Raw genomic sequence first — 22,468 nt, 5'->3', positions numbered from 1 at the left:
GACGCCGGCTTCCCTTCGCTCGGCCGCGGCGCATTGTCCGCCGGCTGCGGGCGCCTGGCAAAAGCCAGGAGGCACGCGGACGAACGGGTAAAATCGCTGCATTGATTCGCCATACCGGAGCCTCGCCATGTCTTTGCAACGCCGCACCACCCTCACGAAGTACCTGATCGAGCAGCAGCGCCAGAACCACAATCTGCCGGCGGACCTGCGCCTGCTGATCGAAGTCGTCGCGCGCGCCTGCAAGGCGATCAGCTATCACGTCAGCAAAGGCGCGCTGGGCGATGCGCTCGGCACCGCCGGCAGCGAAAACGTGCAGGGCGAAGTGCAGAAGAAACTCGACATCCTGTCGAACGAGATCCTGCTCGACGCCAACGAATGGGGCGGCAACCTGGCCGGCATGGCGTCGGAGGAAATGGAGACATTCTTCCCGATTCCGGCGAATTACCCGAAGGGCGAATACCTGCTGGTGTTCGACCCGCTGGACGGCTCGTCGAATATCGACGTCAACGTGTCGATCGGCACGATCTTCTCGGTGCTGCGCTGCCCGGACGGCCAGCAGCCCACCGAGGGCTCGTTCCTGCAGCCGGGCGTGAAGCAGGTGGCGGCCGGCTATGCGGTCTACGGACCGCAAACCGTGCTCGTGCTGACCACCGGCAACGGCGTGAACTGCTTTACGCTCGACCGCGAACTCGGCTCATGGGTGCTGACGCAGAGCGACATGCGCATTCCGGCCGACACGCGCGAATTCGCGATCAACGCGTCGAACGAGCGCCACTGGTACCCGCCCGTCCAGCAATACATCAGCGAGCTGAAGGCGGGCAAGGAAGGCCCACGTCAGGCCGATTTCAACATGCGCTGGATCGCGTCGATGGTGGCCGACGTTCACCGCATCCTGAACCGCGGCGGCGTCTTCATGTACCCGGCGGACAAGCGCACGCCGGACAAGCCCGGCAGGCTGCGCCTGATGTACGAAGCGAACCCGATGGCCTTCATCGTCGAACAGGCGGGCGGCGCGGCGACCAACGGTACGCAGCGCATTCTCGAAATCGAACCGGGCAGCCTGCATGAGCGCGTGGCCGTGTTCCTCGGCTCGAAGAACGAAGTCGACCGTGTGACCCGCTACCACCTGGAAGCAAAAAATTGAGTTTGAGGACTTGCCAAGGCAACAAAGAAGTCCCTATAATCTCGTTTCTCTGATGCCGGAATAGCTCAGACGGTAGAGCAGCGCATTCGTAATGCGAAGGTCGGGGGTTCGATTCCTCTTTCCGGCACCAAAAGATTCAGGCACTGAAGCCCAGTCATTGCGACTGGGCTTTTTGCTTTCTGATTTTTGTTTTCTGTGGCGCTGCAGGCATTGTGTAGGCAAATTTGATCAACGCCGCCAGCCGCGCCTTCGCGCTGGCATTACTGCGGCACGTGGTTCACTGCAATCGAGTGCAGCAGCACCGCCCGATGATGCAAGCGTGAGCGGCGCATGTGCTAGCAGACAATACGTTCCCGTGAGGCATCGTCACGCCGTCTCGACGCTGCGATCCCGAACGTCGGCATAGTACTTCTCGCCGTCGCAATACAGGCCCCGCGGGTCATAGAGCGCACAGGGCCACGAAGTGAAGTGCGCAACGGAATCGTGGACGTGTTCGGCCAGCAGTCCGTCAACGGCGGCTGCCAAGGCGCCTCGGTTATCCCACGCGCTGAGGATCAGGTCTTCATAGGCGGTCCGGTTGCGCGGCTCGGGCGGCGGCCAGTCGCGGTTGCTTGCGGGACGCACGATGGGGTTACGCAGGAATGCCACCCGTTGCACCAGTCTGCGTTGCTCCCGCAACAATTGTCTGGCCTGCTCGTCCGGATGCGGTGGAACGTCATAGGTCCACTTGCCGGGGCTGCACGCGGGATGGTCGGCGTCCGTCGCGGGCCGCACACTTTCGCACGCCGCACTGACCTTTCCATACAGCCGCCCGAGAATGCGCGTATCGCGGGGCTGACGCTCCACCGCTCCGCGCCACTGGAAATTCAGGCGGCGATGCGCGTGCATCAGTGATTCGACGTCGTCCCCGTCTGCGGGCGGCAATGCCGCCATGTAGCCCTGGTACAGGCTTGACACCGGGTCGTCGTCCGGCAGTTCGTAATCTGTTCGCCAGTCTTCCCTCAAATTCTCCGGCAGTCGCATTGGCACTCCAGCCTGGATGGCCTCGGCCAGCATGTGGCGCAAGGGGATGCGCGACAGCAGGTTGCTGCGTCCCTGTACGTCCGGCTCGTATCCCCCGCCCACATCCGAATGCACACCCGGATAAACGACTTCCTCGCAGTGGGCGGGATAGTGGCGGCCTACGCGGACCGAATCAAGCGGAAACGCTTCGCGCACCTCGTGCGCCGAAACGAAATGCACGCAGCGCTCGACTTCGGGCGGTATCGCGAGTTCGCTGGCCCAGTCCAGATGCAGCGTTGGGCCACCCACCGACGCCACCGTATCGAACAGCCCCATGAATCGGATCCGTACCGGCGTGCGCTCTCCATTCGGGGCTTGCCAGATCAGGCCGCTGTCCGTGCGCTGGCACTTTTTTTCAGTCAACCTCCGCACAAACGCCCGCGCCCCGGTCGCACCACGCGAAAAGCCGAAGATCGAGACATCGATAAACTGCATGCAGCGCCACGATGCCGAACTCCAGTCGAGTTCGAGGATTCGCGAGAATTCGGCCAGTGCAAACTGGATACGCATCTCGCCGCCACTGCCCAGCCCCAGCCCCAGTGCACCGCCCTTGTCGTCCGATAGTTTGTCGGTATAGCCCACAAGCTTCGGCACCTTGAATGGAGTGCCCACGCCAGGGATATACGTTGGGGTAGCACCTCTTCCTTTCTGATCGCTGGTTGCGGCACGATAAAGCTTGGCAACGTTCGAGAGGCGCTGTAACGGCTCGTCGATGTCAAGATTATTGCCGCTACCGTCGAAGAAAAACGAGAGCTTGGGATACAGGCGGCATTTGGTATCTCTCAACGAGATAGGGCCTGCCTTGTTAGCGGGGGAAGACAATTCCTGCATTTTTTTCATCCCACCGAACATCACGGCACTGCGAAGATCCTCGTCCGTAACGGGTGCACCAGCCTGGCGTACAGTCATAGCCTAACGATTCCTGTGTGGTTATTTGTCGGCACAGCCAGATCGGTTCGGCGAAAACGCAAGTTCCACCGTGTTGAGGTCGCGCAGGATCACGCAGACGTAGGCATCGTCTTTTCCTGGGTCCGGGTCGTTGTGCGGGCCACTGGAGGGGAAATAGGCGGTGACGGTTTTATGCTCGCGCTTTTTTAGAACGACCTTGGTTTGAGGATCAGACTCTTGGCCCCACGTCCACCGAACCGTGACAGGTTGACGCCAGTCCTTGAGTCCTGGGTAGCAGCAGGCAGCGGCGCCGCCGCCCGAGTGATCATCGGCATCTCCAGCCCAGTACTTGTCCACGAAAATGCTGGTCGCGTACCGGTCGGTGTGATTGATCGGCACCATCGCCATCGCCCGGCCTTCGCTGGCGAAGGGGTCATCGGGCAACGCATGTCCGCATGCCGACAGTGCGATCACCGCACCAGCGGCCAGTGCCGCGGTGCGCCGGGATGCCGCCAGCGAACGGGCAGCGATGAAGAGATACGCAGAATGGCTTTTCCGGACTCCGGGCATGGTCGATTTTCCTTTTTGTGGATTGTTGGCAGGCAAGCGGCGGCGGTAGGCCGCGCTATCTTCAGACTTGAAGTCGGATCACCTTGATATCTGAGCGGCCGGACAGACGCAATCGCCACCAGTCCGAAAATTTGTCATTTATGCCGAAGAGGCGGCGCAGCTGGCGACAGCTAAACCGCTACTGCATCGTCGTCGCCATCGACCGCCCGCGCTTCCCCCGCCATCTTCAGGATCAGGACTTCAGGCGCGGCACGCCTTTCCCGCGCCGCCTCGACAGGTTGTGCCCATCCGTCCTTGTCTACGCGTCACCGGATTACCTCAAGGAGGAAACGATCCAGCCTGCGATGCCCTTTCGCGCCGCGCGTCTGGTCCCGGACCATCTCGAGCCCGATTCTCGGGTTGGTGAGGCACGTTCTGGCCTCGGCGTGCCGGGGTGAACCCAGCGCGAACGCCGTGTGCATCCGGTCTGCGATGACGCGCCTGCGCGGTAGATTCGCGTACTGCTGCTCAGGGGAGTGAAAGCAGTGCGTGGCCTGTTTCGCCACAAGGGAAAGGGGTGATTCGACGGGATCAGAAGCGGCAGGGTAAGGATTCCTCTGTGGTTATTTGTCGGCACAGCCAGACGCTGACGGCGAGAACTCCAGTTCCACCGTGTTGAGGTCGCGCAGGATCACGCAGACGTAGGCATCGTCTTTTCCTGGGTCCGGGTCGTTGTGTGGGCCACTGGAGGGGAAGTGAGTAACGACCGTGTGCGGTGCGTCCGGCATCGTTACGGCCTTCGTCCTGGGATCTTCTTCCCAGCCCCAGGTCCACCTGACCGTCACAGGCTGTTTCCAGTCCTTCAGCCCCGGATAGCAGCAGGCAGCGGCGCCGCCGCCTGACTGGTGCGTTACATCTCCAGCCCAGTACTTGTCCACGAAAATATTGACCGCGTACCGGTCGGTGTGATTGATCGGCACCATCGCCATCGCCTGGCCTTCGCTGGCGAAGGGGTCATCGGGCAACGCATGTCCGCATGCCGACAGTGCGATCACCGCACCAGCCGCCAGTGCCGCGGTGCACCGGGATGCCGCCAGCGAACGGGCAGCGATGAAGAGATACACAGAATGGCCTTTCCGGACTCCCGGCATGGTCGATTTTCCTTTTTGTGGATTGTTGGCAGGCAAGCGGCGGCGGTGGGCCGCACTATCTTCAGACTTGAAGTGCGCCCACCTTGATAGCTAATCAGCTAGATAACGGCAATCTCACGCAGTCCGAAATTTTGCAAACTATTGTCAAGACACAATGCCGCTGGCCCACACAAATGCAAAAGCCGTGAGCTTCCCCTGAATTTTCGCCTTCCAGCAGGTCGTGTATAAACTCGACCCAAAGGAAGGAAAGAAGAAATGTTCAAGGTACCGCACCAGGTGTACACGGCAGAGTTCAAGGAAGCTGCCGTGCAACGAGTCAAGGACGGGCAAGGCGTGAGCGCCGTGGCCCGCGAATTGGGTATGTCGACGCAGACGCTGCGCAACTGGCTCAAGGCGTCCGAAGCCGGCAAGCTGAACGGCGCCGGGGCGAAGGTCGTCACGGCAGAACAGATGGAGCTCTCGCGCCTTCGAGCGGAGAACAAGCGCTTGCAGATGGAGCTGGAAATCGCAAAAAAAGCGGCGGCGTTCTTCGCGAAGGACCTCCTGTGAAGTACGCCTGGATTGACACGCAGTGCCGGCACTATCCGCTGTCGGCGTTGTGCGAGGTCCTTGATGTCAGCGTGAACGGCTATCGAGCCTGGAAGCGCGGCGGCACGCCCGAGCGTCAGCGGCTGACCGATGCGCAGTTGCTCACGTTGATTCGGACGATTCACGCTCAGTACAAGGGCGCCTACGGCTCGCCGCGCATGACTGAGGAGGTTCGCGCTCGCGGCTTTCCAGCCAGCAAAGCACGGGTGGAGCGGCTGATGAGCAACAACGGTATTCGAGCCCGCCACAAGCGCCGTTATCGGGTGACAACCGATTCTCGACACAAACTGCCGGTCGCGCCGAACGTGTTGAACCGCAACTTCACGCCGGCCGAGCCCAATCAGGTGTTCACGTCGGACATCACGTACATCTGGACGGACGAAGGCTGGCTGTATTTGGCCGTCACGCTGGACCTGTTCAACCGGGAAGTCGTGGGCTGGTCCGTCAAGCCGCGCATGACGGCGGACCTTGTGACCGATGCACTGACGATGGCATGGTTCCGCCGCCGGCCCGCGCCCGGCGTGCTGCATCACTCGGACAGAGGCAGTCAATACGCGAGTCAAGAATTCCAGCGCAAGCTGAACTCGTACGGCATGCGCTGCTCGATGAGCCGCAAAGGCAGTTGCTGGGATAACGCGCCGACAGAAAGCTTCTTCAACAGCCTGAAGAACGAGCGGGTACACGGCACGAGGTATCGCACGCATCGCGAAGCCGTGGCGGACTTGTTCGAATACATTGAAGTGTTTTATAACCGCAGTCGTCGTCATTCATCACTCGGCTTCGTGTCGCCAACCCAGTTCATGCAAAACTGGCTTGCGGCTCAGCGAACAAAGGAAACGGCTGCATAACCCGGGGCCTCTGGAAGGCGAAAAACCGAGGGAACCTCACCGTCCAAGGGCGGCTCTGCTATTGGCTCGTCGTCGTGCCAGCAGGAATGTTCAAGGGGTTGGCCCGGCTGGCCAGGCCCGTCGACGATTTCATCCATCGCGGCACGCCGCGTCGCGAAGTGCCGACCGTGCAGTCGTGCAACCTTCAGCGAACCCCACAGACTTTCGGTCAGCGCATTATTCCAACAATCGCCACGCCAGCTCATCGACGAACGCATGCCGTGCGCCTTAAGCGCGTCTTGGAAGAGTCCGCTGCAATACTGGCTGCCCCGGTCGCTTGCGAAATCACGCCGGCTTCGGGGCGGCGCCGGAACCATGCCATGCGCAGCGCGTCCGTGACCCGCTCGGCCGTCATAGGCTGTTGCATCGACCAGCCCACCCCTGCCAGTTGGGCAGGTCGATTATGACGGCCAGATACAGTCAGCCTTCGGCCGTCCCCACATACGCAATGTCACTCGTCCAGACCCGATGCGGCGCTGTGGCCGTGAAGTTGCGCTCCAACAGATCCGGCACGATCAGCAAGTTGTGGTTCGAGCTCATCGTCGCCATGTCGTTGCGCCCGCGCTGCTCCAACGTGTCCGCGCCGCGCTCGCCAAGACCCGCTGCGCTCACACGCGGACCGTCGACGCGTAAGACCAGATGCAGACCATTCAGCCGAATCAGACGTAAGCAATCGTTAAATTTTATTCGGCGATTCAACCGAAGTGCGCGCTGTACCGTTAAAGCAACAAAGGCGCTTTGAAAACGAATGTTGCCGCCCGGTCCCGCTGGTGCCAGACAGCGACTGTGGCAGATAATGATTCCGTAAAGGAGAAACACCATGGATGCCAAACCGCCCAAGATTCCCTCCCCGGACAAGGTGTTCAGCCCGGATCCGGAACCGGCGGGCGTTGAATTCCTCGGCGCGGAGTTGCCCGAACACGTACGCGCGTTCTTTGACGAACAGCGCAAGGCGTGCGAGCAGAAGTAAGCGTGCCGCCCTCTTCGGGTGCGCGCCAACGCACGCGCCAGATGTCCCGTCACGGGAAGCGGCATCGTTTCGCCACAAAAATGCGCGCTCGCGCACATCGGGCTCGATCGGGTATGCTGCGACCTTCCGCGCTCCCGTCGGCCGCCGACCTGCCTCCATGCGTTTTCCGCTACGTCATCCAGTTTGCTGCGCGCTCGCACTGTCCGCCGCGCTTGCCTGTGCCACGCCGGGTGCGGTCGCGGATAGCGGCGACACCGCGCTCACGAATCTGATCTCCCTCGTCTCGCAACGCCTCGCGCTCGCCGAACCGGTCGCGCGCTGGAAGTGGGCGCACCACAAGCCGATCACGGATGCGCCGCGCGAAGCCGCCCTGCTCGCCGGCGTCGAAAAGCGCGCGGCCTCGGCGCAGGTCGATCCCGCGTTCGCCCACGCGTTCTTCGAGGACCAGATCGACGCAAGCAAGGAAGTGCAACACGCGCTGTTCGACCAGTGGCGCAGCACGGCTGCGCCGACGGGCGCCGCGCCCGACCTCGCCAGCCAGATCCGTCCTGAACTGGATCGCCTGACGCCGTTGATGATCGCAGCACTGAGTCGCGTGCAGACGCTGCGCGACGCGCCGGACTGCCCGATGCGCGTTGCCGGCAGCCTCGCCAACTGGAAAAACCTGACGCGCTATGACTCATCGCGCTCGGACGCGCTCGCGCATGCGCTGGGACACGTCTGCGCGACGGGCGGCGTCGGCGCGACCAGCTAGGCAGCGGTCACGGCGTCCGCGGTGGCGCTCGTCGCGAGCGGCACCACGCGCAAACCGCGCGCGAGCTGCATCTGCATGATCCTGCACGTCGCAGGCTCGAATGCCCCCGTTTGCTGCGCGACGCATAATGCCTCCGCCTGCGCGAGCGTGGCGGCCTGGCCGAGATAGCGCCAACGGTCGATCACATGAAATACCCGCGCGGGTGCGCGCGGGTCGCGCTCCTCGAAGGCGACCGCGCCCCCAAACGGCCAGGCCGCCTCGCCCACGAGGCCGCGCACGGCGCGCGGCACGCGATTCTGCGCCGGACGCAGCGTGGCTATCCACTGCGCCTCGGCCAGCATGGCGCCAATTTCGCCGCCGGTTGCGAGCCACTCGACGCGCCGCACCAGCTGCGCGAGACGCACGTCCTTTGACGAGCGCCGTTCGCCGCTCAGATGCGCACGCAAACGCTGACGGACCCGCACGCTGCGGCCGACGTAAAGCGGCGCGCCGTCTTCGCCGAAAAACGCGTAGACGCCACACCCGGCCGGCGCGGTATCGAGCAGGTCCTCCGTGATAGTGCCGGCCAGCCGGTAGCGGCGCATCGTGCGCTCGATCTGGCCGCGCAGCACGTCATCCGGTACCAGCGCATGCAGACGTTGCCAGAACTGCCAGAGCAGATCGGCGTCGGCGAGCGCCCGGTGACGATCGGACGGCACCAGCGCGTGGCGCTCGACGAGCGCGTCGAGCCCGTGACGCTTTTCCGCCGGGAACAGCGCGCGCGAGAGGCGCACGGTGCACAGCACATCCGGGTTGAACGCCAGTCCGACCCGGCCAAACTCGCTGCGCAGAAACCCATGGTCGAAACTTGCGTTGTGCGCCACAAAGAGCTTTCCGCTCAGCCGCTCGTACAGTTCGGGCGCGATCGCGCCGAACGTGGGGGCGCCACGCACCATCGCGTCGGTAATACCGGTTAGTTGCTGGATGAAAGGCGGAATGGATTGCTGCGGATCGACCAGCGTGCTCCAACGCGACACGCCATCGGGCCCCACCTCCACGACACCGACCTCGGTGATGCGATGCTGGCCGGCTGTTCCACCCGTGGTTTCGAGATCCACAAAGGCAATCGGCACGTCGATAGCGGGTTTCTGCAAAAACGGTTCGGGCATGAGAAGAGCATCAGAAGCGGGTATCCGCCAAGTATGCATCAGTTGCGGCGGCGGGTTGCACACTCCCGGGCGCCGGCTGACCTTCGGGCACGTTTCTTTTCGGATAACCGACGCCCGAGGCGATTTGCCCGGCTGCTTTCGGTGCGCGACCCGCATCGATTCCGTATTTTCCCCAATTGAAATCAGAAAATAACACGGACTGATCTACTGATTTAAATGAGTCTTCATCGTACGGATAGCCGGAAAATCCTGCCGGCGCTGCCAACACCTGGATGACGGGCAGACTCCCCGCATTCATGCGCGGCACCGGCATAACACCGGCATAAAAAAGCCCCCGCTCGCGCGGGGGCTCGGTGATGCGTGCGCAGGCACTCGCGATGCCTGCGCGAGCGGACCTCTCAGAGCGGGTGAATGTTCGCCGCCTGCTTGCCCTTCGGGCCTGTCCTGATCTCGAACGACACGCGCTGGTTCTCCTTCAGCGACTTGAAGCCCTCGGTACGGATCTCCGAAAAGTGCGCGAACAGATCTTCACCGCCGGAGTCCGACGTGATGAAGCCGAAGCCCTTAGCATCGTTGAACCATTTGACGATACCGGTTTCCATTTTCCAGTTTTCCTCGAAATTTTGATTAAAGCGGGCAATGCCCTCACGCCGATTACGATGCTGCTCCGAATAGCGACACATGAAAATCCCGACGCCATCTCGTCAACTAATCGAAAATTCAGCAGTGCCGTTATAAAGGGAACGAAGAGCGATCGTCAAGTGAATTTTCAAACAACTTATCTCAATTAAATGCCGGGCGGATGATGCGCCTAGGCGCGACGTGATATCTCAAAAAATAAGCGGCGGCCGCAATCAAACCTGAGAATCCATCGGATTCGTCATTTTTACTGGGATGGTCACGAATACAGGGGATGCGGTAATTTTGATATATAAATGTAACAAAATCTGTCAATCGTAAGTGTTTGTCCGGGTTGTAGTCGCCCGTCACGCAGCCCATGCTTGATCTGTTGGTCCGTATCGGAGATACGCATAATGAATACACTACGTCGCTTCCTTGCCTGGCTTGCCCCATCCCGCCGCGCAGCCCGTTCCGACGAGGCTGGACAAAACCCGTCGAGCGCGTCGGCGCTCGATATCGACCCGATGTGGCACGGCGATCACTGGCAGAATCTTCTGTCATCCCCGATGGATGCACGCCATTATGTGATGGAAGACTGGAGCGTCAGCACCGATTTCGATTCGCTGTCGTCGGGTTTCGCCCAGCACGCGCACTAGCACGCGATTCAGCCGCAGCGCAAAAAAAAGCGCGACTGGGGAGTCGCGCCGACAAAGGTTTGGAGATCTTTTTCGTCAACGAAAAAGTCCGCTTCGGAAAGCGGAGTCACCAGTATACCGGCGCCCGTTCAGGCGATTCACGACGTAATCAGCAATCATCTATTGCGCAGCCAACAACAATCAGAATGTTTCATTGTTTGATCGTTGTTTTTTCACGTCGATTCGTGTAGCAATTGAACAACGCACGAAGGTTGACACCTCTTTCATATTCCGACGCAAGTGCTGGAAAGCCTTGGCTGACAAGGACTTTTCGTTACAGCAGCCATAATTTCACAGCAAGGAATAAATTATTGCGCGAATCGGAATGCCCGATCTGCGACCACATCCCTACACTCTGCCTGTCCGGAAACACGTGCGCTACGGCGCACTGTCTCGCGAGTGCGCCGTCTCTGGCAGCGCAACGCATGACGTTTCCTCGAAGCCTGGGTTCTCTAGCCCATCCTGTTCTCGGAGTTACAAAGATGAAAAAGACACTCATGGTCGCGGCCCTGTCGGGCGTTTTCGCTACTGCTGCGCACGCACAGAGCAGCGTCACGCTGTATGGTTTGATCGATGCGGGCATCACCTACACGAACAACCAGAGTGGCCATTCCGCCTGGCAGGAAACCAGCGGCTCGGTGAACGGCAGCCGTTTCGGTCTGCGCGGTTCGGAAGACCTCGGCGGCGGCCTGAAGGCAATCTTCACGTTGGAAAACGGCTTCGGCATCAACAACGGCTCGCTGAAGCAGAATAGCCGCCTGTTCGGCCGTCAGGCGTTCGTCGGCCTGGCAAGCGACCAGTACGGTTCGGTCACGCTGGGTCGCCAGTACGACAGCGTTGTCGATTTCGTCGGCCCGCTGGCCCTGACCGGCACCGGCTACGGCGGCACGGAGTTCGCCCACCCGTTCGATAACGACAACCTCGACAACTCGTTCCGGATCGACAACTCGGTCAAGTACTCGAGCGCGAACTACGGCGGCTTCAAGTTCGGCGCCCTGTACGGCTTCTCGAACCAGGCGGGCGGTTTCGCAAATAACCGTGCATACAGCCTCGGCGGTTCGTATACGTACGGCGGCCTGAACGTCGGTGCAGGCTACCTGCAACTGAACAACAGCGTGAGCGGCGGCGCCCTGACGAACACAAGCGGCGCACTGTCGGGCGACAACACGTTCGTCGCGGGCCGTCAGCGAACCTGGGCAGCCGGCCTGAACTACGGTTTCGGCCCGGCAACGGTCGGTTTCGTGTACTCGCAAACCAACCTGAACCAGGCATACGGCATCTCCGCAAGCAACTCGGGCACCAGCGACGGTCTCGCCCTGAACGGCAGCAGCGCGCACTTCCAGAACTTCGAGCTGAACGGCCGCTACGCGCTGACCCCGGCCCTGAGCCTGGCAGCAGCCTACACGTACACGCAAGCGTCGGTCGACGGCGTGCGTCCGAAGTGGAACCAGTTCAACCTGCAAACGGACTACGCCCTGTCCAAGCGCACGGATGTCTATCTGCAAGGCGTGTATCAGCGTGTGAACCAGGGTTCGGGCGTCGACGCAGTCATCAACGGCGTGGACGCTTCGTCGACCAACAGCCAGGTCGCCGTGACGGCGGGTCTGCGTCACCGCTTCTAAGCCGCCTCTAAGCCGCTTGTAAGCAGCATCTAAGGCGCCGGCTTCGGTAATGCCAAAGCCGGCGCCTTACAGCGTGAAAAAGGCGCCGCTTTTGCGGCGCCTTTTTTTATGCCTGGCGTCAGGCCGCGACATCCGGCGGCGGATACTGGACATCGAGAATATCAATCTGCTCCGGCCCGGCGGGCGTATGCAACGTGACCTGGTCACCGACCCGCGCCTTGACGAGCGCACGCGCGATCGGCGAGATCCAGCTGACATGGCCGCGATCGAGGTCGACTTCGTCCACACCGACGATTGTCACGCTGCGTACATCGCCATCCTGCATCGCATATTCGACGGTTGCACCGAAAAATACCTGATCGACGTTCTCCTGCTTGCTGCTGTCCACGACCTCCGCCAGGTCGAGCCGTTTGGTCAGGAATCGGATCCGGCGGTCGATCTCCCGCAAACGGCGCTTCCCGTAGATATAGTCGCCGTTCTCCGAGCGGTCGCCGTTCGACGCCGCCCAGGACACCAGTTTGACCACCTCGGGGCGCTCGGTGTCGATCAGATGCAGCAACTCATCCCGCAGGCGGCGATGGCCGGCCGGCGTAATGTAATTTTTCGCGCCCGCCGGAATGGCTGGCTGCGCGACGTCGAGATCGTCATCGTTGTCCTCGCTCGACTCTTTGACAAAAGCCTTGTTCATGGTCTTCCATTGACTGCGGTACGTCCGGTTTTCAAGGTTACACGATCATTGCGCGAGCACAAATCACGGCTTCACACTTCCCTTTTTTTCGGGCTCTGCTATAATCTCTTTTCTGCGTGCGGCTGTAGCTCAGTTGGATAGAGTACTTGGCTACGAACCAAGGGGTCGTGGGTTCGAATCCTGCCAGCCGCGCCATTTATTCGAGGGCCTCCCTCCGGGGAGGCCCTGTTGTTTTGCCGGTTCTAGTGTCACCCGGTTTGCGTGCGGCTGTAGCTCAGTTGGATAGAGTACTTGGCTACGAACCAAGGGGTCGTGGGTTCGAATCCTGCCAGCCGCGCCACTCGTCAAGGGCCTTCCTTATGGAAGGCCCTTTGTTTTTGGTTCATTGTTGGACGATCCCGGCCGCTCATTCAGGCCATCCGTGCCCTTGAGCCACCACCGCGAGGCAAAGCAGCACCCTTCCCCGCCGCCGCTTTCAGTAATCGGCCCGCTCGCGGTCGATGCGCATTCCACCGTCGTGACGATGGTGCCCCTCCTCGCTCGGGCGTTCGCGCGCAATCCGCATCACGTCCGGGTTGGTCCGCACCCGGCGCATCACGTTAGCCAGGTGGACACGGTCGCTGACCTGGATCACGAACCGCAGCACGGTGGATTCCTGCGACAGATCTTCGTCCATCGCGATGTGGACAATATTCGCATCCGCGGACGTAATGTCCGCCGCCACCCGCGCGAACACGCCTTTTGTATTCTTCACCAGCACCTTGACCGCGACGTCGAACAGACGCCCCGGCTGAGGCGCCCATGCTACATCGATCCAGCGACCCGGATCGCGCCGGTGGATGCGTTGCGCGACCCGACAGTCCGTGGTGTGGATCGCCATGCCGAGGCCGATCCCGATATAGCCCATGATGTCGTCACCCGGAATCGGCCGACAGCAGGCCGACAACTGCACCGACATCCCTTCGGTCCCGGTGATCACGACCGGCGGCGCATGCGGATGATGCGCCTCGGAACGCGGACTGTCGTCGTCCGCGTCGCGCCCGCTCATCAGCACCTCGATGCGCTTGGCCATCACGGCGGCGACGCGGCGGCCCAAGCCGATATCCGCGAAAATTTCCTGGCGGCTCTTGTTGCCGGTCCACTGCACGAGCTTGTCCCACACTTCCGGCGTGACATCAGACAACGCGAGCTCGTAACCCTTGAGCGCCTGGTCGACGAGACGCTCGCCAAGCTGGACCGACTCGTTCAGCCGCATCGTCTTCAGATAGTGCCGGATCGCCGAGCGCGCCTTGCCGGTGCGTACGAAACCGAGCCACGCCGGATTCGGCTTCGAATACGGCGCCGTGATGACTTCGACGATGTCGCCGCTCTTGAGCTCGGTACGCAGCGGCAGCAACTCGTTGTTGATCTTGACCGCGACGCACTGGTTGCCGAGGTCGCTGTGGATCGAATACGCGAAGTCGAGCGCAGTCGCGCTACGCGGCAGCGCCATGATCTTCGACTTCGGCGTGAATACGTAGACCGCATCCGGGAACAGGTCGATCTTCACGTGTTCGAGAAACTCGCTCGAATCACCCACTTCGCTCTGGATGTCGAGCAGCGACTTGAGCCACTGATGCGCGCGCTTTTGCACGTCGTTCAGGTCCGCGCCGCCGTTCTTGTAAAGCCAGTGCGCGGCGACGCCCGCTTCCGCGATCTCGTGCATCTTGCGGGTGCGCACCTGAAACTCGATCGGTGCGCCGAACGGACCCACCAGCGTCGTGTGCAGCGACTGGTAGCCGTTCACCTTCGGAATCGCGATGTAGTCCTTGAACTTGCCTGGCACCGGTTTGTAGAGCGCATGCAGCGCGCCGATGCACGTATAGCACTCCAGCGCGCTCTCGACGACCACGCGAAAACCGTACACGTCGAGCACCTGGGAAAACGACAACTGCTTGTCGCGCATCTTCTTGTAGATGCTGAAGATGGTTTTCTCGCGGCCCGTGACTTCCGCGTCGATCTGCGCGTCGGCAATCGCGCGCTGCACGGATTCGAGTATCTTGCTGACGACTTCGCGCCGGTTGCCGCGCGCTGCCTTGACGGCCTTCTCCAGCGTCGCGTAGCGATGCGGATTGAAGTTCGCGAAGCTCAGATCCTGCAGCTCGCGATAGGTATTGTTCAGACCGAGCCGATGCGCAATCGGCGCGTAGATATCGAGCGTTTCGCGCGCGACCCGCCGGCGCTTTTCCGGCGGCACCGCGCCGAGCGTGCGCATGTTGTGCAGCCGGTCCGCAAGCTTCACGAGAATCACGCGCACGTCGCGCGCCATCGCGAGCAGCATCTTGCGGAAGTTTTCCGCCTGCGCTTCCTCGCGGTTGCGAAACTCCATCTTGTCGAGTTTCGACAGGCCGTCGACCAGTTCCGCGACTTTCGCGCCGAAGCGCTCCGCGAGCTCGGCCTTCGTGACGCCCTGGTCCTCCATCACGTCATGCAGCAGCGCCGCCATGATGGACTGCGCGTCGAGCTTCCAGCCCGCGCAGATCTCCGCAACCGCTACCGGATGCGTGATGTACGGCTCGCCGCTCTGGCGATACTGGCCGAGATGCGCTTCGTCGCTGAAATGGAAGGCTGCCTTGATGTCCTTGATCTCTTCCGGCGACAGGTAGCCGGAGAGCGCCGAGGTGAGCCCGGCGATCGATACGACGTCGTGCCGGCGCGGCTGCTCCGGCGTGGCGGTGGGTCCGAACAGATGGCGGAACGACTGTTCGAGGACCGCGTCGATGTACTTGCGCGCAGAACCGGGAGCACCGCTGTCGTGGGCGTCGCGCTCCACTTCGTTGACGGACGGCGAGGGGGTGGTACTCATGTTCGCCTCCGTATCGGTTTGGGCGCCGGTCTGCACGCTTGAGGGGGATGACATGCCCGTCGAAACGGGCGAAGCGTACCTTAGACCGGTACCTTCTTCAGCATTTCGATGCCGACCTGGCCCGCCGCAATTTCGCGCAGCGCAACCACCGTGGGTTTGTCGCGGCTTTCGATCTTCGGCGTGTGGCCTTGAGCGAGCTGACGCGCGCGATAGGTTGCAGCGAGCGCCAGTTCGAAACGGTTCGGGATCTGTTTCAGGCAGTCTTCGACGGTAATGCGGGCCATGTTGGGTTCCTTCTCAGTATGACGCTTATTCTACCTTATGTGACCGGCGCCTCGCCGCGCTCACGCGTGCGGCTGATGGATGCCGAGCTGCACGAAAAGGCCGGTGTGGCGCGCGTATTGCGACGCGAAGCGCAGCCGCGTTGCCGACACGACGCATTGCAGTTCGTGCAGCGCGCGCTCGAAGTTCTCGTTGATCACCACGTACTCCGCTTCGGCCGCGTGCCCCATCTCGCCGCCGGCCGCGAGCAGCCGCCGCGTGATCACGTTCGGCTCGTCCTGGCCGCGCTTTTTCAGGCGCTCCTCGAGCGCGTCGAGCGACGGCGGCAGGATGAAGATGCCGACCGCGTTGTGGAACTGCTTTTTCACCTGCTGCGCGCCCTGCCAGTCGATTTCGAGCAGCACGTCGTGACCGCTTTTCATCTGCTCCTCGATCCACACGCGCGACGTCGCATAGTAGTTGCCGTGCACCTCGGCGCTTTCGAGAAACTCTCCGGCCGCGTGACGCTTCAGGAAGTCGTCGACCGTCGTGAAGTGATAGTGCTCGCCGTCCTGCTCCTTCGGACGCGGCGGGCGCGTCGTGTACGAAATCGACAGCCGGATCGCGTCGTCCTGCGCGAGCAGCGCGTTCACGAGCGTCGACTTGCCGGCGCCCGACGGCGCGACCACCATGAACAGGTTGCCGGGGTACGCGCCGGCATACGGATTGTGCGGGGCGTGGCTTTCGCGTTTGAGATCGGTCATTGCGTGGGTTGCTCCAGGATTACTCCAGATTCTGCACCTGCTCGCGCATCTGCTCGATCAGCAGCTTGAGCGTCATCGACGCATCCGCGATCTCCTTGGCCGCCGCCTTCGAACCGAGCGTGTTCGCTTCGCGGTTGAGCTCCTGCATCATGAAGTCGAGACGCTTGCCGACCTTGCCGCCCTTCTCGATGACGTGACGCGTCTCGTTCAGATGCGCGGTGAGGCGCGACAGCTCCTCCGCGATATCGATGCGGATGCCGTACATCGTCACTTCCTGACGGATGCGCTCGGCGACTTCCTCGCGCGAGATACTGGTTGCCGCGGCGTCCGGCGCGGCAATGCCGAGCGCTTCCTGCAGGCGCTCGACAATCTTCTGCTGATGCTTCGCGATCAGCTCCGGCATCATCGGCGTGACCTTCGCGACGATCGCCTCCATCTCGGTCACGTTCCCGAGCAGCATCGACGCCAGTTGCGCGCCTTCGCGCGCGCGCACGTCGACGAGATCGGCGATCGCCTGCTTGCCGCAGCCGAGCACCGCGTCGCGCAGCGTGTCCGCGTCGACGCCGCTCTCGGCCAGCACGCCCGGCCAGCGCAGAATCTCGCCGGTACGCAGGCGCCCGGCCTCCGGAAACGCGCCGAGCACGGCGCGCTCGAGTTGCGCGAGTTGCGCGAGCGCATCGCGGTTGAGCGCACCGGCGTTGGCCGACTGCTCGCTGCGCTGCAGATTGATGCGGATGTCGACCTTGCCGCGCGACAGCCGGTTCATCAACATCTCGCGCAGCGTCGGCTCGCACACGCGCACGTCTTCGGGCATGCGGAAATTGAGGTCGAGAAAGCGCGAATTCACCGTGCGCAGTTCGACCGACACGCTCGCGCCGCCATTGCCGGACGCCGCCGCGAGCTCGCGCGTGGCGCTCGCGTAGCCGGTCATGCTGTAGATCATCGTAGGTCTCGCGATGGGGGCCGGCCCGCGCACGGGACAGCCGGTGAATCGAATCGCCCGGCGTGTACGAGACGCGGGACGGGGAAGCCTCATTATCCCATGTTTGACGCCGCGCCCCGACGCACGGGCGCTCCCGGCGCACGTCCGGCGCACGTCCGGCGCGCGTGCGGTGCGCGTGCGGTGCGCGTGCGGTGCGCGTCCGGTGCGCGTCCGGTGCGCGTCCGGTGCGTATCCGGTGCGTATCCGGTGCGTATCCGGTGCGTATCCACCGCACTCCCGCCGCGCGTCCGGCGCGCGTGCGCCGGAGACCGGGCCGCGCGCGGCGATCAGCGGTAAAATTTCGTTCTTTGCCCTCCACGCGCCCGTTTTCCGGAAGAACCATGAACCACACGACCCTACGTCCAGGCGGCCGCCACGCCGATCAACTGCGCGATGTCCGCATCACGCGCCACTACACGAAGCATGCGGAGGGCTCGGTACTCGTCGAGTTCGGCGACACCAAGGTGATCTGCACGGCGAGCGTCGCGGAGAGCGTGCCCGCGTTCCTGCGCGAGCGCGGCGAGGGATGGCTCACCGCCGAATACGGGATGCTGCCGCGCGCCACCCATACCCGCGGCGACCGTGAAGCCGCGCGCGGCAAGCAGACGGGCCGCACCCAGGAAATCCAGCGCCTGATCGGCCGGGCGCTGCGCGCGGTGTTCGATCTCGAAGCGCTCGGCACGCGCACGCTGCATCTGGACTGCGACGTGATCCAGGCGGACGGCGGCACGCGCACCGCCAGCATCACCGGCGCCTTCGTCGCCGCGCACGACGCCGTCGCGACGCTGCTCGCGAGCGGCAAGCTCGCCCGCTCGCCGATCCGCGATTTCGTCGCGGCGGTGTCGGTCGGCGTGTATCGCGGCATGCCGGTGCTCGACCTCGACTACACCGAGGACTCGCAATGCGACACCGACATGAACGTCGTGATGACCGGTGCCGGCGGCTTCGTCGAAATCCAGGGGACCGCCGAAGGCGCGCCGTTCTCGCGCGACGAAATGAACGCGCTGCTCGATCTCGCGCGCGACGGCATCGGTACGCTCGTCGGACTGCAGAAGGCAGCGCTGGGGCTCGCCCGTGATTAACCCCGCCACCGGGAACACCCCCAGGGACGCCATCGAGCCAGCGAACGCGCAGCGACACGCCGCGCTGCGCCGGGTGGTTCTCGCGTCGAACAACGCCGGCAAGCTGCGCGAGTTCGCCGCGCTGCTCGACGCCGCCGGCATCGAGCTGATCGCGCAGGGCGCGCTCGGCGTGAGCGAGGCGGACGAGCCGTATCCGACCTTCGTCGAAAACGCGCTCGCGAAGGCCCGCCATGCGGCGCAGCACACCGGCCTGGCGGCGCTCGCCGACGACTCCGGGCTGTGCGTGCCCGCGTTGCGCGGCGCGCCGGGCGTCTACTCCGCGCGTTACGCGCAGCTTGCCGGCGGCCCGAAGAGCGACGCGGCGAACAACGCCCGCCTCGTCGAGCAGTTGCGCGGCGCCACGGATCGCCGCGCGTACTACTTCTGCGTGCTGGTGCTCGTGCGGCACGCGGACGATCCCGAACCGCTGATCGCCGAAGGGCGCTGGCACGGCGAAATCGTCGACGCGCCGCGCGGCGCGAACGGTTTCGGCTACGACCCGCACTTCCTGTTACCCGAGCTGAACGCGACCGCGGCCGAGCTCGATCCGCCGACAAAAAACGCCCTCAGCCATCGCGCACGCGCGTTGCGGCAGCTGCTCGCCCGCCTCGCGGAGGAAGCGTGATTCCGCTGCATCCGGCACAGGGCGGCGCCGGCGCGCTCACGGCGTTCACGTCGCCCGGCCGCATCCGGCTCGGCGCGCTCCCGCCGCTCGCGCTGTACGTGCACTTCCCGTGGTGCGTGCGCAAGTGCCCGTACTGCGATTTCAATTCGCACGAATGGAAAGGCGAGACCTTTCCGGAGGCCGAATACCTCGATGCGCTGCGCACCGACCTCGAACTCGCGCTGCCGCTCGTCTGGGGACGCCAGGTCCATACGGTGTTCATCGGCGGCGGGACGCCGAGCCTGCTGTCGGCGGCGGGACTCGACCGGCTGCTGTCGGACGTGCGCGCGCGGCTGCCGCTCGATGCGGATGCCGAAATCACGCTCGAAGCCAATCCCGGCACCTTCGAGGCCGACAAGTTCGCGCAGTTTCGCGCGAGCGGCGTGAACCGGCTGTCGGTCGGGATCCAGAGCTTCAACGCGGCGCACCTGAAGGCGCTCGGACGCATCCACGACGCCGCGCAGGCGCGTCACGCGGTGGAAGTCGCCGCGCACACGTTCGAGAACTTCAATCTGGACCTGATGTACGCGCTGCCCCAGCAGACGCTCGACGAATGCCGCGCCGACGTCGACACCGCGCTGTCGTTCGCGCCGCCGCATCTGTCGCTGTATCACCTGACGCTGGAACCGAACACGCTGTTCGCGAAATTTCCGCCCGCGCTGCCCGACGACGACCTGTCCGCCGACATGCAGGACTGGATTCACGAGCGCACCGCGGCGGCCGGCTACACGCGCTACGAAGTGTCGGCGTATGCCCAGCCGGGGCGGCAAAGCCGGCATAACCTGAATTACTGGCGTTTCGGCGACTATCTCGGGATCGGCGCAGGCGCGCATTCGAAGCTGTCGTTTCCGAATCGCATCCTGCGGCAGATGCGGCACCGGCATCCGGCAACCTTCATCGCGCAATGCCAGGCCGGCACGCCGATCCAGGAGGAACACGAGGTCGGACCGCACGATCTGCCGTTCGAGTTCATGCTGAACGCGCTGCGGCTCACCGAGGGCTTCGCGGTGCATCAGTTCGTCGAACGCACCGGCATGTCGATGACCTCGATCGAACCGGCGCTGCGCGAGGCCGAGCAGCGCGGCCTGATCGCACGCGATCATCAGCGGATCGCCCCGACGCCGCGTGGGCAGGCGTTCCTGAACGATCTCCAGGCGCTGTTCCTGAAAGAAGGCACGTGACGACGCGCATGCCTGCCGGGCGGACGCGGTTTCGGGTTACAATTTGCGGTTTGGAGGTGTGGCCGAGCGGTTTAAGGCACCGGTCTTGAAAACCGGCGAAGGAGCAATCCTTCCGTGAGTTCGAATCTCACCGCCTCCGCCACGATCGAACACTAAGCCGTTGAATCTAAACAAGATTCAACGGCTTTTTAATTTTCAACTCACAATTCGACGATCAATCCGGCGCGACGATCAATCCGGCGCGGAGCGGCAAATCTTGGGGCTGTAGTTGTATCCACATTGCGTATGGGTTGCTCGCACAAGTAGTCCACCCTCGTTACTCTCCTCCGTGCAAGAGGCCAAACAGGCCGCGCGAAATGCTCCCGAGAAGTCTGCTGCATCAAGCTATGCCAGTGATCTGGCCGATCTTCAGAGGCGGTTTCTGGCTGCACACAGCATGTCGCCACAGCAAAAGGGCTACGAACTTGAGAAGATTTTCGTTCAGTTGATGAAACTCAGCGACATCCCTGTCGTTGAGCCCTTTCGCGTTGCGGGTCTAGCCGTATTTCCTTTGGCGGGTCGTTGGGTGGGTAGGCACCCACTCTCCATCGGACCAGGGTGCGGGCTTCGGGCCAATTTCCTCGGACCAGGCTTAAAGTCGATCAAGACGGTGCGTGCGCATGGCGCGGGCCGGTAACGGCAGCAGTCAGGCAGAGCCGCGCGATGGGACCCGATGTTCTTCGTCAAGCGCGAGGGGCCAACCGGGGTGGGCAGATGGTGCGCGCACGCAGCCTGGCAAACAGGGCGTTGCGGTGTCGCCGGGCCCGTGCGACGCGCGCCTGGTGGTAGCGCTTACGCTGCCGGGGTTTGTGCGAGGAAAGGCCTGTGAGAGACGAATGCCGGCCTGGGCAAGCCGACGATCTTTGATTTACAGATAAACAAGTTCGAGCGTAGCTGAGCCGTCGAGCTCGACATCACCCGACAGGGGCAATTCGTCAGCCTTGTTGAGAACCGTCCAGACCCGAAGCGTACCCGTCAGGTTCTTAAATGCAGTCGGCGCGTTGTTGTCGGTCGTCGACCAGGAGTAGTACCAGCCACTGTGAGACACTGTACCGTCGTGGCCCGCCTGCCTCCATGTCTGGCCGGTAGTCGTGCGGCTCACGGTATTCGCACTGTTGCCATCCACGGCGTATGTCCCTTGCAGCAGGGCCATGGAGTACCCTCCAACCTTCACATCCTTCGAAGTGCCAAGGCCATAGTTGATTCCGTCGCCCCAATCGGAGCCGAGAATTCGGAGAATGCCAGGGATCCTGCTTGAAGACCGGTTGTCCGTCGTTTTCAGTGCGAGGAGGGTCCGATCGATACAATCAATCGACAGGAAAAGATCTCTATTTTCTAATGCCGTGTATTCGGTTTTTTTGAGCCTCGACACCTCGATCCTCCCGTAGTTGACCACTCCGCCGTTGCTCAGCGTTGGCACGCAGCTCGGCGGCTTCACGGAGCCGAGGACACGTATGTCGATCGATTGTGCGTGGGCGCCGGTAGCGAATGCACTAGCGCACAGCGCGAGCGCAGGAAGAAACTGTTTGAGTCGGGAAAGCATCATCACTCCAGGGATGGTTCGGCAGGGAAGCTGCCGTTCCTCGTAATCAGCACGCTATCGATGACATGAAGTATCGCTCAGGCCTCGGGTCAACTTCATCGGACCCGGGTGCGAGCTTCGGGCCAATTTCCTCGGACCGGGCTTAAAGTCGTTCAGGACGGGGCGGGCGCATGGTGCGGGCCAGTAACGGCAGCAGTCAGACAGAGCCGAGCTATCGGTGAAAGTAATGGAATGGACGCCCCCACCCGAAACGGCATCGATGTGCCAAAGTGGAAGTGTCGAAGCAACCACCTGACCGAGG

General features: G+C 62.7%; 20 protein-coding genes, 4 tRNA genes and 1 pseudogene. 13 read left to right on the top strand and 12 right to left on the bottom strand.

Features of this window, described 5'->3' with window-relative positions; genetic code table 11:
- Positions 1 to 127 precede the first annotated feature (127 nt).
- Complete coding sequence (locus AC3AP7_RS02820) at positions 128 to 1,144, top strand: class 1 fructose-bisphosphatase (protein WP_475765787.1); 1,017 nt, start codon at positions 128 to 130, stop codon at positions 1,142 to 1,144.
- 54 nt (positions 1,145 to 1,198) lie between these two features.
- Positions 1,199 to 1,274 (top strand) — tRNA-Thr (locus AC3AP7_RS02815).
- A gap of 236 nt (positions 1,275 to 1,510) precedes the next feature.
- On the opposite strand, the gene AC3AP7_RS02810 is transcribed toward AC3AP7_RS02815, so the two are convergent.
- The 3 genes from AC3AP7_RS02810 to AC3AP7_RS02800 form a co-directional block, all read right to left on the bottom strand.
- A complete protein-coding gene (locus AC3AP7_RS02810; RefSeq protein WP_475765788.1) occupies positions 1,511 to 3,115 on the bottom strand; it encodes a T6SS phospholipase effector Tle1-like catalytic domain-containing protein in 1,605 nt (534 codons plus the stop codon).
- A 21-nt stretch (positions 3,116 to 3,136) separates the two neighbouring features.
- Entirely contained in the window at positions 3,137 to 3,700 is a 564-nt protein-coding gene (locus AC3AP7_RS02805) for a DUF3304 domain-containing protein (RefSeq protein WP_475765790.1), read from the bottom strand.
- Positions 3,701 to 4,266: 566 nt separating this feature from the next.
- Positions 4,267 to 4,767, bottom strand: coding sequence for a DUF3304 domain-containing protein (locus tag AC3AP7_RS02800; RefSeq protein ID WP_475765792.1), 501 nt, complete (start codon positions 4,765 to 4,767; stop codon positions 4,267 to 4,269).
- 282 nt (positions 4,768 to 5,049) lie between these two features.
- On the opposite strand from AC3AP7_RS02800, the gene AC3AP7_RS02795 reads away from it, so the two are divergent.
- Positions 5,050 to 6,230 (top strand): IS3 family transposase gene (locus AC3AP7_RS02795; RefSeq protein ID WP_475764380.1). Its coding sequence is split into 2 segments (ribosomal slippage): positions 5,050 to 5,302 and positions 5,302 to 6,230, totalling 1,182 coding nucleotides; the frame shifts between segments, so codons are not numbered across the junction.
- 110 nt (positions 6,231 to 6,340) lie between these two features.
- Here the strand turns inward: AC3AP7_RS02795 and AC3AP7_RS02790 are convergent.
- Positions 6,341 to 6,815 (bottom strand): annotated as a pseudogene (locus tag AC3AP7_RS02790) (IS3 family transposase); the annotation flags it as partial.
- Between the two features lie 274 nt (positions 6,816 to 7,089).
- Between AC3AP7_RS02790 and AC3AP7_RS02785 the strand changes: the two are divergent.
- Entirely contained in the window at positions 7,090 to 7,239 is a 150-nt protein-coding gene (locus AC3AP7_RS02785) for a hypothetical protein (protein WP_475765794.1), read from the top strand.
- 157 nt (positions 7,240 to 7,396) lie between these two features.
- Positions 7,397 to 7,993: a chorismate mutase gene (locus AC3AP7_RS02780; RefSeq protein ID WP_475765796.1), complete on the top strand. Its 597-nt coding sequence runs from the start codon at positions 7,397 to 7,399 to the stop codon at positions 7,991 to 7,993.
- Here AC3AP7_RS02780 and AC3AP7_RS02775 read toward each other — a convergent pair.
- Both AC3AP7_RS02775 and AC3AP7_RS02770 read right to left on the bottom strand, forming a co-directional pair.
- Positions 7,990 to 9,141, bottom strand: a complete 1,152-nt coding sequence (locus tag AC3AP7_RS02775; RefSeq protein WP_475765798.1) for an exonuclease domain-containing protein — start codon at positions 9,139 to 9,141, stop codon at positions 7,990 to 7,992. The genes AC3AP7_RS02780 and AC3AP7_RS02775 overlap by 4 nt on opposite strands.
- Positions 9,142 to 9,539: 398 nt before the next feature.
- Complete coding sequence (locus AC3AP7_RS02770; RefSeq protein ID WP_475765803.1) at positions 9,540 to 9,743, bottom strand: cold-shock protein; 204 nt, start codon at positions 9,741 to 9,743, stop codon at positions 9,540 to 9,542.
- Positions 9,744 to 10,175: 432 nt separating this feature from the next.
- Between AC3AP7_RS02770 and AC3AP7_RS02765 the strand changes: the two genes are divergently transcribed.
- Entirely contained in the window at positions 10,176 to 10,418 is a 243-nt protein-coding gene (locus AC3AP7_RS02765; RefSeq protein ID WP_475765805.1) for a hypothetical protein, read from the top strand.
- Between the two features lie 521 nt (positions 10,419 to 10,939).
- Positions 10,940 to 12,079: a porin gene (locus tag AC3AP7_RS02760; protein ID WP_475765807.1), complete on the top strand. Its 1,140-nt coding sequence runs from the start codon at positions 10,940 to 10,942 to the stop codon at positions 12,077 to 12,079.
- A 118-nt stretch (positions 12,080 to 12,197) separates the two neighbouring features.
- On the opposite strand, the gene greB is transcribed toward AC3AP7_RS02760, so the two are convergent.
- Entirely contained in the window at positions 12,198 to 12,767 is a 570-nt protein-coding gene (greB, locus tag AC3AP7_RS02755) for a transcription elongation factor GreB (RefSeq protein ID WP_475765809.1), read from the bottom strand.
- Between the two features lie 118 nt (positions 12,768 to 12,885).
- Here greB and AC3AP7_RS02750 point away from each other — a divergent pair.
- Together AC3AP7_RS02750 and AC3AP7_RS02745 are read left to right on the top strand one after the other, a co-directional pair.
- A tRNA-Arg gene (locus tag AC3AP7_RS02750) sits at positions 12,886 to 12,962 on the top strand.
- Positions 12,963 to 13,030: 68 nt separating this feature from the next.
- A tRNA-Arg gene (locus AC3AP7_RS02745) sits at positions 13,031 to 13,107 on the top strand.
- Positions 13,108 to 13,242: 135 nt separating this feature from the next.
- Here the strand turns inward: AC3AP7_RS02745 and AC3AP7_RS02740 are convergent.
- The 4 genes from AC3AP7_RS02740 to AC3AP7_RS02725 form a co-directional block, all read right to left on the bottom strand.
- Positions 13,243 to 15,612: a RelA/SpoT family protein gene (locus AC3AP7_RS02740; RefSeq protein ID WP_475765811.1), complete on the bottom strand. Its 2,370-nt coding sequence runs from the start codon at positions 15,610 to 15,612 to the stop codon at positions 13,243 to 13,245.
- Positions 15,613 to 15,692: 80 nt separating this feature from the next.
- Complete coding sequence (rpoZ, locus tag AC3AP7_RS02735) at positions 15,693 to 15,896, bottom strand: DNA-directed RNA polymerase subunit omega (RefSeq protein ID WP_006999799.1); 204 nt, start codon at positions 15,894 to 15,896, stop codon at positions 15,693 to 15,695.
- Between the two features lie 60 nt (positions 15,897 to 15,956).
- Positions 15,957 to 16,637, bottom strand: coding sequence for a guanylate kinase (gene gmk / locus AC3AP7_RS02730; protein ID WP_475765814.1), 681 nt, complete (start codon positions 16,635 to 16,637; stop codon positions 15,957 to 15,959).
- A 19-nt stretch (positions 16,638 to 16,656) separates the two neighbouring features.
- Complete coding sequence (locus tag AC3AP7_RS02725) at positions 16,657 to 17,580, bottom strand: YicC/YloC family endoribonuclease (RefSeq protein WP_475765816.1); 924 nt, start codon at positions 17,578 to 17,580, stop codon at positions 16,657 to 16,659.
- Between the two features lie 380 nt (positions 17,581 to 17,960).
- Here AC3AP7_RS02725 and rph point away from each other — a divergent pair, with 380 nt between their 5' ends.
- The 4 genes from rph to AC3AP7_RS02705 all read left to right on the top strand — a co-directional run bounded on the left by rph (position 17,961) and on the right by AC3AP7_RS02705 (position 20,727).
- Positions 17,961 to 18,701 (top strand): ribonuclease PH, encoded by a 741-nt coding sequence (gene rph, locus AC3AP7_RS02720; protein WP_475765818.1) that lies wholly within the window; start codon positions 17,961 to 17,963, stop codon positions 18,699 to 18,701.
- Positions 18,702 to 18,732: 31 nt separating this feature from the next.
- Positions 18,733 to 19,365 (top strand): RdgB/HAM1 family non-canonical purine NTP pyrophosphatase, encoded by a 633-nt coding sequence (rdgB, locus tag AC3AP7_RS02715; RefSeq protein ID WP_475767826.1) that lies wholly within the window; start codon positions 18,733 to 18,735, stop codon positions 19,363 to 19,365.
- A gap of 5 nt (positions 19,366 to 19,370) precedes the next feature.
- Entirely contained in the window at positions 19,371 to 20,585 is a 1,215-nt protein-coding gene (gene hemW / locus AC3AP7_RS02710) for a radical SAM family heme chaperone HemW (RefSeq protein WP_475767828.1), read from the top strand.
- 52 nt (positions 20,586 to 20,637) lie between these two features.
- Positions 20,638 to 20,727, top strand: a tRNA-Ser gene (locus AC3AP7_RS02705).
- Between the two features lie 765 nt (positions 20,728 to 21,492).
- Here the strand turns inward: AC3AP7_RS02705 and AC3AP7_RS02700 are convergent.
- Entirely contained in the window at positions 21,493 to 22,167 is a 675-nt protein-coding gene (locus tag AC3AP7_RS02700; RefSeq protein ID WP_487362662.1) for a DUF1120 domain-containing protein, read from the bottom strand.
- Between the last annotated feature and the right edge of the window lie 301 nt (positions 22,168 to 22,468).

It is taken from the genome of Paraburkholderia sp. PAMB 6770, from assembly GCF_057748135.1.
Note: the sequence above shows the minus strand (reverse complement) of the source record. Positions and strands in the feature narration are given on the sequence as shown.

What these genes read in the sequence shown, in the direction of transcription:
- AC3AP7_RS02820 (WP_475765787.1), top strand. Translation starts at nt 128, where the DNA reads ATGTCTTTGCAACGCCGCACCACCCTCACGAAGTACCTGATCGAGCAG.
- AC3AP7_RS02810 (WP_475765788.1), bottom strand. Translation starts at nt 3,115, where the DNA reads ATGACTGTACGCCAGGCTGGTGCACCCGTTACGGACGAGGATCTTCGC.
- AC3AP7_RS02785 (WP_475765794.1), top strand. Translation starts at nt 7,090, where the DNA reads ATGGATGCCAAACCGCCCAAGATTCCCTCCCCGGACAAGGTGTTCAGC.
- AC3AP7_RS02780 (WP_475765796.1), top strand. Translation starts at nt 7,397, where the DNA reads ATGCGTTTTCCGCTACGTCATCCAGTTTGCTGCGCGCTCGCACTGTCC.
- AC3AP7_RS02775 (WP_475765798.1), bottom strand. Translation starts at nt 9,141, where the DNA reads ATGCCCGAACCGTTTTTGCAGAAACCCGCTATCGACGTGCCGATTGCC.
- AC3AP7_RS02770 (WP_475765803.1), bottom strand. Translation starts at nt 9,743, where the DNA reads ATGGAAACCGGTATCGTCAAATGGTTCAACGATGCTAAGGGCTTCGGC.
- AC3AP7_RS02765 (WP_475765805.1), top strand. Translation starts at nt 10,176, where the DNA reads ATGAATACACTACGTCGCTTCCTTGCCTGGCTTGCCCCATCCCGCCGC.
- AC3AP7_RS02760 (WP_475765807.1), top strand. Translation starts at nt 10,940, where the DNA reads ATGAAAAAGACACTCATGGTCGCGGCCCTGTCGGGCGTTTTCGCTACT.
- greB (WP_475765809.1), bottom strand. Translation starts at nt 12,767, where the DNA reads ATGAACAAGGCTTTTGTCAAAGAGTCGAGCGAGGACAACGATGACGAT.
- AC3AP7_RS02740 (WP_475765811.1), bottom strand. Translation starts at nt 15,612, where the DNA reads ATGAGTACCACCCCCTCGCCGTCCGTCAACGAAGTGGAGCGCGACGCC.
- rpoZ (WP_006999799.1), bottom strand. Translation starts at nt 15,896, where the DNA reads ATGGCCCGCATTACCGTCGAAGACTGCCTGAAACAGATCCCGAACCGT.
- gmk (WP_475765814.1), bottom strand. Translation starts at nt 16,637, where the DNA reads ATGACCGATCTCAAACGCGAAAGCCACGCCCCGCACAATCCGTATGCC.
- AC3AP7_RS02725 (WP_475765816.1), bottom strand. Translation starts at nt 17,580, where the DNA reads ATGATCTACAGCATGACCGGCTACGCGAGCGCCACGCGCGAGCTCGCG.
- rph (WP_475765818.1), top strand. Translation starts at nt 17,961, where the DNA reads ATGAACCACACGACCCTACGTCCAGGCGGCCGCCACGCCGATCAACTG.
- AC3AP7_RS02700 (WP_487362662.1), bottom strand. Translation starts at nt 22,167, where the DNA reads ATGCTTTCCCGACTCAAACAGTTTCTTCCTGCGCTCGCGCTGTGCGCT.